The organism is Streptomyces anatolicus (assembly GCF_019400875.1).
Classification (GTDB): domain Bacteria; phylum Actinomycetota; class Actinomycetes; order Streptomycetales; family Streptomycetaceae; genus Streptomyces; species Streptomyces anatolicus.
In genome coordinates this window covers 1-2,969 of record NZ_WMBF01000655.1, presented here as the reverse complement: position 1 = coordinate 2,969, position 2,969 = coordinate 1, and the positions used below count along the sequence as shown (strand labels likewise).

Annotated in this window: 3 protein-coding genes and 1 pseudogene; all 4 read left to right on the top strand. The window is 71.1% G+C overall.

The annotated features are described in order from the left end of the window. Positions 1 to 97, top strand: a pseudogene (locus GKQ77_RS33750) (hemerythrin domain-containing protein); the annotation flags it as partial. 220 nt (positions 98 to 317) lie between these two features. Continuing rightward, positions 318 to 854 (top strand): DUF1360 domain-containing protein, encoded by a 537-nt coding sequence (locus GKQ77_RS30975; RefSeq protein WP_219692437.1) that lies wholly within the window; start codon positions 318 to 320, stop codon positions 852 to 854. Positions 855 to 879: 25 nt separating this feature from the next. Next, positions 880 to 2,226, top strand: coding sequence for a cytochrome P450 (locus GKQ77_RS30970; protein ID WP_219692436.1), 1,347 nt, complete (start codon positions 880 to 882; stop codon positions 2,224 to 2,226). A gap of 145 nt (positions 2,227 to 2,371) precedes the next feature. Next, positions 2,372 to 2,950, top strand: coding sequence for a hypothetical protein (locus GKQ77_RS30965; protein WP_219692435.1), 579 nt, complete (start codon positions 2,372 to 2,374; stop codon positions 2,948 to 2,950). The last annotated feature ends 19 nt before the right edge of the window (positions 2,951 to 2,969 follow it).

The following is a 2,969-nucleotide window of genomic DNA, read 5'->3' as shown; positions in this document are numbered from 1 at the left end:
CGTCGAGTCCGGGGCGAAGAACGTGGCTCTCGGGCCCGTGGCCGCCCTCATGGACCGCACCAAGGACGCCGTGCGCAAAGCCATGGGCAAGGATTGACCGCGCGACTGCCTGGCCGGCCGGGCACGGGTGTTCGGTCGGCCAGGGGGCGAAAGCGGTGCCTCGGCCAGGGGGCGAAAGTGCCCTTTGGAGCGGCTGTTTGTCCCCTGCCCGTGGGGGGACTCTCCGCCTGAGAACAAGTCGGTCGACCGTGAAGCGGACCGGGCACCGAAGCGAACAGAACGGGCAGAACGGGCAGAAGAGGACTGAGGCCTTGGGCATGGCAATTGACAGCCGTCTCGCGGAGCGCCTGAGGCGACGGCTGCGACGCACCGAACGTACGTACTCGGCGGGGGAAGGCCGCCCGCTGCGCGGCTATCTGGTGGCCATGACGGCCTTTGGCGTCTATACGGCGGGGTGGGCGACGGTGGTCAAGATGCGTGGCCGTCCGCTGCCGGACAAGCCCGTGCCCTGGGACGTGGCGCTGACGGCGGTGGCGACCTTCCGGCTGAGCCGACTGCTGACCAAGGCGTCGGTGACCAGCCCGCTCAGGGCCCCCTTCACCACGTACGAGGGCCCGGAGGGGCCCGCCGAGCTGCACGAGGAGGCGCGGTCCGACGGCGCCAAGGACACGGTCGGCGAGCTGCTGACCTGCCCGTTCTGCGTGAGCGTCTGGGTGGCCTCGACCCTCACCGCGGGGCAACTCCTCTGGCCACGCGGCACCCGCACCGCCATGGGGGCGCTCACCGCGCTGGCCGGGGCGGATGCGCTGCAGCTGACGTACAGCGCGCTGGTGGAGAAGACGACCGGGGAGTGACGTGCGGGGGTGAGGAGGGGGCTTGATGCGCGATCCGGTTCCGGTTCCGGCTCCTGGGCCCGCGTTGCGGGACGACGGTGGGGTCGGGGCCATTGCCGAGGCCGGTGGGCTGCACCGGTATCAGTTGTGGCTGCATGAGCGGTACGGGCCCGTCGCCCGGTTCCAGCTGCCCGGCGCCGGGGTGGCCGTGTCCGTCGCCGATCCCGTCCTGCTGGAGGCCACCGCTCATGTGAACAAGCGGCCAGCGCGGCTCTTCGACTTTCTGGCTCCCCTGTGCGAGGCCGGGAACTTACAGGTGCTGGACGCCGAGGAGCATGCGCCCTGGCGGCGGCTGCTGCTGTCCGTGCTGGCCGGGCGGCCCTCCCACGAGCGGCACTTCGCCTCGTTCGCCGCGCTCGTGACCGACCTCGCCGACCGCTGGGACGAGCAGGCCCGCCGCGGATCGCCCGTCGCGCTGCAGAGGGACCTCACCGCCCTCTCGCTGCGGATGATCTGCGCGTACGCGCTCGGCGGCGCCGCCGCCTCCGATCTCGTGGAGCCGGGCGAGGTCATCGGCGCGTTCGAGCGGGTCCTCACCGAGGGCGGGGAGTCGGCCGCCGACGCCCTTGCCTCGCTGCGCGCCACCGTCGACCGGCTGATCGCCGCGCACCGCTCCGGCGGGCGGACCGGCGACCGGAGCGATCTCATCGGGGCGCTCGTCGACGCCGGTGAGCGGCCCGCGCGGATCCGCGACACCGTCATGGTGACGATGCTCGCCGCCCACCACACCACCGGTGTCGCCGTCTCCTGGACCCTGCACCTGCTGGGGCGCCACCCCGACGTGGCCGCACGCGTCGCCGACGAGCTGGAGCGGGTCCTCGGCGACCGCGCGGTGCCCGACTACGCCGACCTGCGCCGGCTCACGTACCTGGAGATGGTCCTCAAGGAGTCCATGCGGCTCTACCCGCCCGGCCCCTACGGCGCCAGGGAGACGACCGAGGACCTTGCCCTCCACCACCCGTCCGCAGGGGACCAGTATGTGATTCCGGCCGGTACCACGGTCTTCTACCCCTTCTGGGCCCTCCACATGAACCCCGCCCACTGGCCCGAACCCGAGGCCTTCCGGCCCGAGCGGTTCACCCCGGAAGAGGCCGCGGAACGGCCGAGGTTCGCCTACGTCCCGTTCGGACTCGGGCCGCGCAGCTGCGAGGGGGCAGGCCTGGCGATGACGGAGGCCGAGCTGACGCTTGCCGTACTGCTCAAGCGGTTCCGGTTCCGGCCCGCGCCGGGCCATGAGGTGACGCCGGTCGAACGGTTCGTCCTCTGGGCGGCCGACGACATCCTCATGGACCTCACGCCACGCACCCCGTGTCCGGTTCATGGCCTGAAGTGAGTGACACGAGTTTTCGCCAGGTTTCGCGTAGTGGGTCGCGGATGTCGGCCGAGTTGCCAGGATGGCTGCTGTCCCCGCCGGGCACCGGGCACGGCCCGCCGGGCAGGGGCGCGTTCTGTGTCGTCCACGGAAGGGAAAAGGCCCGATGGCGAACGAGCTGAAGTACGGCGACCAGATCCATCTCCAGAACGGCTACAACAGCTGGCAGGGCGGCTATCTCGACACCAACGGGCACAGCACCGCTTCGGGCGGCAAGTACCAGGTGTCCACCACCGACACGCCCTCCCGCGCCAAGGGCACCGGCACCTGGGAGGTGCTCTCCGCGTCCGGCAAGGCGGCCGGGCAGCCGGTGGTCAGCGGTGACGTCGTGTATCTGCGTAATTTGTACGGGGGTGACGGCGGGTATCTCGACACCAACGGGCATGCCAGCGACCCCCAGAAGGCCGCCGGCGCCAAGTATGACGTGAGCACGTCCGAGGCGCGGGACCGCGCGGCGGGCACCGGTCGCTGGCGGATCTTCGCGCAGACCTCCAGTCCGGCCGACCAGAAGGTCAGGGCGGGCGACATCGTCCACCTGTGGAACCTCTACGGCGACAACGGCGGATTCCTGGAGACGAACCACACGACCACGGCCTCCGGCGGCAAGTACGACCTGTGCACCAACGCGTACTTCAACCGCAGCTCGGACGTCGGCCTCTGGAAGATTCACAGGGCCCAGGCCTGAGCGGTACGAGGGCCCTGGC